We start from the raw sequence: 6,818 nt of genomic DNA on the forward strand, positions 1-6,818 counted from the left end.
ACGAACTTCCTTAAACTATAGGGTTATGCACAGTGACCAGTTTGGTACCGTCAGGAAACGTTGCTTCTACTTGGACGTCTTGAATCATCTCAGCAATGCCTTCCATTACATCGTCGCGGGTCAACATTTCACGACCCAATGCCATCATTTCTGCCACTGTGCGTCCTTCGCGCGCACCTTCCATAATAGCGCAGGTGATTAGAGCAATTGCTTCTGGGTAATTTAGTTTTAGCCCTTTGGCTTTGCGTCGCTCTGCAAGTAAACCTGCAGTGAATAACATTAATTTATCTTTATCTCTGGGTGTTAATTCCATCGCTAACTCCATAGTCCTCGATGTTGTTATATTAATTACCTATGACTAATTGGCACAGGTAGTGTGTTCGCCTAAGCAAAAGCTAAGACGATATGTTTAAAATATCGGTACAGTTTTCTTCAGCCAAGAGGCTAATCATAAGCAATAACTAGGCTCTGCTTATAATTAACACCTTGGTAAATAATAGTGTTTAATTAATCACCTAAAGAGCATAGGCGATAGAATTATTGTTGTCATTTTTAGCCATGACAAACAGTTAAAAATTAGGTTAACCAAATCCGTGGTATGGTGGCTTGATGTCCGCTTAATAGCGGGCGAAGTATGTTGCGTACTTGTTCAAATAATTTCCATACTTGGTTACGTTCGTGCCCTAAATAGCGCACTAATAAAACGTCACGGCGGTAGGTAGCGGCCCAATTATTACTGGGCGGTAGTTGTTCACGCAGTGCAGCAATAGCTGCTGCTGGATCGTTTAAGCCAACTGTCCAAAATGTGCCATGTACGGTAGCACCACCTTGGCCCCATTTACCGTTAAATCTAGGGTGAGTGGGGTCTAAATTTTGACGCTCTAACCACAATGGCTTACCGTCTTGGGTTAACTTAAAGCGCTGCTCAATACAGCCAGTAGCAAAGGGCAAATCACTGGCAGGGCGACCAAGGCCTAGTATTTCCCAGCCTAGGCACTTAGCTGTTTTAGCCAGTTCAATGTTAAATACTTGCAGCCCACGAGAGCCATCAAAGGCGAGGGTTTCTTGCGGTAACCACTCTAAAATGGCGTTGTCATCCACTTTTAAATTAGTAGTTTGGCTCCATGCAACCCCGTTGCTGTCGGCTTTATAAAGCTTATTGGCAGCAGGTGTGGTAATTAAACTATGCGCACCTTTAGTGAGCGAAATATCGATATTGAGCGCATCGCCACTCACAACCCCACCGGGCGGATGCAGTAAATACACGTGACAGCAACCATCTTTGCCTTCAGGGTAAAAAGGTCTTTGCACACGTAATGGACCATAATGACGAGCAATATTCATGCGCGTAACACGTGTATCGCCGCTGTTTTGAGCACAGAAGCCGAGCGTTAAAGAAGCCGCCCAGTGGCGATTGGCATCAAAGCTATGCCCAGATTTAGCGTCTGCCCGATGTGTTACGGGCATGGAGGAAAGTGTCATCATTCCAACATATACCTTTTATATAGGCCCAGCAGTGCACCTTTCGCTAAATTTATGGCTTTTCTGACGCGCAGGGGTATAGCCTTAAGATAGCAAAATCTTTAAGAACGTCCACATGTGTGGATTCGGTCAAATTGACGGAGTTGGCTTGTTAGCCTTCGCCGGATGTCAGTATGCGGGCAATTAATTGCCTGAAATTGCAAAACTGATGAAGATAAACTTCGAATACATATCAGGGTGTGTATCTACTTCCCGCAAATAGAGTCTGTTAAAGCTCAAATCATAGGGCGTGTAGAGTTGTGAGGAAATAGCTATGTTCTAGCTAGATGTTAGCTGAGGAAAATAAATTGTCCAGAAAAAAATTTAAAAAATTGCATTTTTTCAATGGATTTAACTATTTGTTTTTATTTATTAATTAGATACGGGGTTTTTCTGTTGGTACAAAATATGTACCAAAGGTTAAGTTTGATTAAAATAACGGCTACTCAAACATTAGTATAATATTGTATTAGCTGTTTTTAAGCTTTGGATTAGTATAAATATTAAGCCATTGAGGGTAAAAAAAACAAGCTCAGTAATAGCAATTAATGCAAATATACTTTTGCGCTAGCGTACTATTTTAAGTGCTAAAATTATATTTTAGCTTAAAGTATAGACAACTTAATAAGTTAAATACCTTGTATGCTATGAATTTTCTTTGCGATAAAACTAGCTAAACTATTTGGTATTTTGTACTGCAGCACTATTTACAGGTATAAACATTTTCACAGGTATGCACGTTTTAACCTAAAAATAAGAACGGTTTAATTTAAAATAAGAATAAAAAACAACCATGTAAATTACCGGTTTCTTTTGTATTATTGCAATGACATGCTAACATTCTCAAAGAAAGAATGCTGCGGGCTAAAGTGGCGTTATTCATTAATTAAATAAGAACAACGGATGTTGGCTATCATTAAATTACAATATGAATCGTAGATAGTTGAATGTATATAAATTACAAATAACATACGTTTATTTTTATAAAGCAACTTAAGAGGATGTTTATTATGGCTAAAGTGCTTAAAGCTAAAGAGCATGATATTGGTGGATTAAATGTAAAACGCGTTTTACCTCATCAAGAAAAACGCATGGTAGGTCCATTTGTTTTCTTTGACCAAATGGGGCCAAATAATTTCCCTGCGGGCCAAGGTATAAATGTTAGACCGCATCCACATATTGGTTTATCAACACTAACTTACCTATTTGATGGTAGTATTTTACATCGTGATTCGCTGGGTAATAATTTAGAAATTCGCCCCGGTGATGTTAACTGGATGACCTCTGGCAAAGGTATTACCCATTCAGAGCGTGAAAGCTTTGAAGTACGAGCAAATCCACATTCAATTAGTGGTTTACAGTGTTGGGTTGCATTGCCAGAAGCTATGGCAGAAATTGAACCGTCATTTAATCATGTGAAAAAAAACCAATTACCGCACATTACCCACGAAGGAGTAATGATGCGATTAGTGGTGGGTGAAGCTTATGGTTTAAGTTCGCCGGTTAAAACCTATTCACCCATGTTTTATATTGATGTTGTTGCCAGCAAAGGAAGTGTTATAAAGCGCCCACACCCAGAACAAGAAACTGCAATATTTACCATTTGTGGCGAAGTAACTGTTAACGGTGAAACGTTTGGTACTAATGAGTTTATTTTATTAGAGCCAGGCGATAGCGAAATTACACTGGCAAGTGACGGTCGCTTTATTATGTTAGGCGGCGATAAATTTGAAAAAGTACCATTTTTGTATTGGAACTTTGTGTCATTTAGCAAAGAGCGCATTGAGCAGGCGAAAGACGATTGGGAAAATGGGCGCTTTCCAACTATTCCAGGTGATGATAAAGAGTTTATTCCACTTAAATAATGCCAAAGCTATTGAGCTTTAATAGCTAATTACCTGAGATCCGAATAAAAGCCACATCTATTTATACATCATAACTAGGTGTGGTTTTGCTCAAGTTTAACTTGTCTGAAGATAGCCTGCAGAATTAACAACAAAAATAAAATATAAAGCAATAAGAGGTAATCATGCTTAGAGTCACACTAGAGCAATGGCGAATGTTTCGCTCTGTGGTGCAATTTGGTGGCTTTAATCAAGCCTCACAAGGAATTCATAAAAGCCAGTCAAGTATTCATAATGCGGTGGGTAAAATAGAAAGCTCGCTCGATGTTAAGTTATTTGAAATTGAAGGGCGAAAAACTGTTTTGACTCAAGCAGGTGAGCTAATGCTTAAGCGCGCCAACTTTTTGCTTGATGAAGCCGCTAAGCTGGAAATAGTGGGACATACTCTTGGTCAAGGCACAGAAGGGAGCCTAAAAATTGCAGTTGATGAAATGTTTCCACAAGCAAGGCTGTATAAAGTGCTTGATACTGTTTCTGCCCAATACCCAATGCTGCAAATTGAGTTGGTGGAGTCGGTACTGAGTGGGGCAAGGGAACTGATTGAAAATGCAGATGTAGATATTGCTATTTCACCGGTTGCATTAACAGAAGGTTTTAGTGAGCAACTTTGCCAAATAGACTTTATTGCAGTTGCTAATCCAGATCACACATTACATTCTTTGGGGAGAGATTTAACCGCAGAGGATTTAAAAAGTCATCGTCAAATTGTAGTGCGCGACTCAGGTATGCATCGTAAAAGTGATGCAGGCTGGTTAGGTGCTAACCAGCGCTGGACGGTGAGTCATTTACGCACTTCTATTGATATGATCTGCAGTGGTTTAGGTTTTGCTTGGCTACCTTTAACTTCTATTAAAAATGAACTAGCACAGGGCAAACTCAAAACACTCCCTTTGCAACATAACAGCAAGCGCTCTATGCAGTTGCATTTAATCTTTAAAGATGGCGACAGCTTAGGTCCAGCAGCCAGCGCTTTTTTAGCTGAACTAAGATACCAATGTGAAGAATTACAATAAACATTCTTTTAAATAGAATGATTGATACTAAAACAGCTAATTTTAATCGTATAAACACAGTAGTAAACTGGCTTCATTGAAATAGATGAAGGAATTTATAATGAAATATATAAGAAAGTCACAAGAGCGCGGCTCGGTCGATCTTGGTTGGTTGCAAAGCAAACATAGTTTTTCTTTTGGCAGTTACTACGATCCAAAACATATGGGTGTTTCAGCACTGCGCGTAATAAACGACGACATGGTTATGCCAGGTAAAGGTTTTGGGACGCACGGGCACCGCGATATGGAAATTATTTCGTATGTTATGCAAGGCGCATTAAAGCATGAGGACAGTGAAGGCAATAAGCACACTGTACCGGCAGGCGACGTACAACGTATGAGTGCGGGCAGTGGCGTAATGCATTCAGAATATAATGCATCTAACACTGACCAAGTTAAGTTTTTACAAATTTGGATACAGCCCAATAAAATGGGAATTAAACCAAGTTATGAGCAAAAAAGTATTGCGCAAAATGGTCCACTAACGCCATTACTTACACCAGAAGGCGGCGAAAATGCATTGTCAATTAATCAAGATGCAAGCTTGTCACGCTTAGTTTTAAACGCGCAACAAACGTTTATGCTGGCCTCGGGTAAGCAAATTGGTTACCTGCACATTGTAAAAGGTAGCGTAATGGTTGATGGTAAAGAATTTGCTGCAGGTGATGCCTTTGCGGTTGACCCTGCGACAGAGTTAAACCTTGAAGCAACAGCTGAACTTGAAGCCTTATGGTTTGAATTACCGGCGGATTTCTAGTATGGATATTACAACACTTGTTTTAATAGCAGCTGTTGTTGTGTTAATAGGTGTTTCAAAATCAGCGTTTGCAGGGGCATTAGGCGTGTTTGCCGTGCCGCTGCTAATGCTAAAATTGCCAGCAGCGCAAGCCATTGCACTGATGCTGCCACTATTAATTATTGGCGACATGTTAAGCGTAAGAAGTTACTGGCGAAAATGGGACAATCAACTACTTCTGCCCCTAATTCCTGGGGCAATAGTAGGTGTGCTCATTGCTTATTTAATTATAGACGTTATTAATGCAAAGCACTTACGCTTGATAATCGCCTTAATATGTATTGTTTTTTCAATTAAAAATATTTTCTTTAAAAAAAGCTCGCTTAAAATTCTCAGTAATAAAATTGGCGCGGGGATAATGTCCATGTTCTCCGGTATTACCAGCAGTTTAGTGCATGCGGGTGGGCCACCCATTATTATTTATTTCACAGCGATAGGGCTTACTCCGGGTAAGTTTGTTGCTACCGCGGCGATATTTTTCGCAATGATGAATGTAATAAAACTTATTGCAGCTTTATCGTTCGGCTTGTTAACGGGTGAGACAATTTTAACTGCACTGGCCTTTTTCCCACTGGCATTTGTAGGTAATTGGTTAGGGGTAAAAATTAATGAAGTACTGGATAAAGTGTTATTTTTAAAGATAATGAATTATTTATTGTTAGTGCTCGGTTTTTGGTTACTTTTAGGTAAGTAACTGTAAATAGATTAGTTTTTTAATTACTTAAATATTTGAACAACCACAGGAGATACTCATGTCTGAATTGAAAATGTCAAATTTAAAAGATCTACAACAATTAGCACAGAAGCGTCGCTCTATCTATGCTCTAAGCGATCAGTTGCCAGTTTCTAACGAAGAAGTAGTTAAGCTTGTTGAGCACGCGGTTTTGCATACGCCATCAGCTTTTAACTCTCAGTCGGCACGTATCGTCGTTTTGTTTGGTGATGAGCATCACAAACTGTGGGACATTACTGAAGAAACGCTTAGAGTTATCGTTGGTGACGACGAAAAATTTCAAGGTACTAAAAATAAAATTGCAGGCTTTAGAGCCGGTGCAGGTACGGTATTGTTCTTCGAGGACAAAGCCGTAGTAAGAAACATGCAAGAAGCTGCACCTTTGTATGCTGACAAATTTCCAATTTGGGCGCAACAAAGCAGCGCTATGCATCAGTATGCGATTTGGACAGCATTGGCTAGCTTAGACATTGGTGCCAACCTGCAACATTATAATCCAGTTATCGATCAAAAAGTTGCAGATGAGTGGAACATAGCTGCAGACTGGGAATTGAATGCACAAATGGTATTTGGCGCTATCGATCAGCCAGCAGGCGACAAGGAGTTTAAACCGGTTGAAGAACGTATGAAAGTATTTGGTTAATACACTTACTTTAATATAATTTAACCAATGAAACCGTTTAGATATATTTCTAGCGGTTTCATTTTTTATAAGTAACCAATTAATCTAACATTGGAGCCTGTAACGGATTCTGTGTAACTGCCCGTTTTTAGATTTTAAATATGCTTGCTGAGTCGTTCCTCAAATTCAA

At 39.5% G+C, this 6,818-nt stretch carries 7 protein-coding genes; 5 read left to right on the forward strand and 2 right to left on the reverse strand.

Annotation, left to right across the window (positions count from 1 at the left end):
• Nucleotides 1-10 precede the first annotated feature (10 nt).
• Nucleotides 11-313 (reverse strand): urease subunit gamma, encoded by a 303-nt coding sequence (gene ureA, locus AAEY55_RS15795; protein WP_011328433.1) that lies wholly within the window; start codon nucleotides 311-313, stop codon nucleotides 11-13.
• Nucleotides 314-576: 263 nt separating this feature from the next.
• Nucleotides 577-1,485 carry an urease accessory protein UreD gene (locus AAEY55_RS15800; RefSeq protein ID WP_179807370.1) on the reverse strand — a complete coding sequence of 303 codons (909 nt, stop codon included), beginning with the start codon at nucleotides 1,483-1,485 and terminating at the stop codon, nucleotides 577-579.
• A gap of 1,046 nt (nucleotides 1,486-2,531) precedes the next feature.
• On the opposite strand from AAEY55_RS15800, the gene AAEY55_RS15805 reads away from it, so the two are divergent.
• The 5 genes from AAEY55_RS15805 (at nucleotide 2,532) to AAEY55_RS15825 (ending at nucleotide 6,649) form a co-directional block, all read left to right on the forward strand.
• Entirely contained in the window at nucleotides 2,532-3,386 is an 855-nt protein-coding gene (locus AAEY55_RS15805; protein ID WP_011328431.1) for a pirin family protein, read from the forward strand.
• 164 nt (nucleotides 3,387-3,550) lie between these two features.
• Entirely contained in the window at nucleotides 3,551-4,438 is an 888-nt protein-coding gene (locus tag AAEY55_RS15810; protein WP_011328430.1) for a LysR family transcriptional regulator, read from the forward strand.
• 100 nt (nucleotides 4,439-4,538) lie between these two features.
• Nucleotides 4,539-5,234, forward strand: a complete 696-nt coding sequence (locus AAEY55_RS15815) for a pirin family protein (RefSeq protein ID WP_011328429.1) — start codon at nucleotides 4,539-4,541, stop codon at nucleotides 5,232-5,234.
• A gap of 1 nt (nucleotide 5,235) precedes the next feature.
• A complete protein-coding gene (locus tag AAEY55_RS15820; protein WP_011328428.1) occupies nucleotides 5,236-5,967 on the forward strand; it encodes a sulfite exporter TauE/SafE family protein in 732 nt (243 codons plus the stop codon).
• A 58-nt stretch (nucleotides 5,968-6,025) separates the two neighbouring features.
• Nucleotides 6,026-6,649: a nitroreductase family protein gene (locus tag AAEY55_RS15825; RefSeq protein ID WP_217896478.1), complete on the forward strand. Its 624-nt coding sequence runs from the start codon at nucleotides 6,026-6,028 to the stop codon at nucleotides 6,647-6,649.
• Nucleotides 6,650-6,818 lie beyond the last annotated feature (169 nt).

It is taken from the genome of Pseudoalteromonas sp. 120-MNA-CIBAN-0494, assembly GCF_040308885.1.
Classification (GTDB): domain Bacteria; phylum Pseudomonadota; class Gammaproteobacteria; order Enterobacterales; family Alteromonadaceae; genus Pseudoalteromonas; species Pseudoalteromonas nigrifaciens.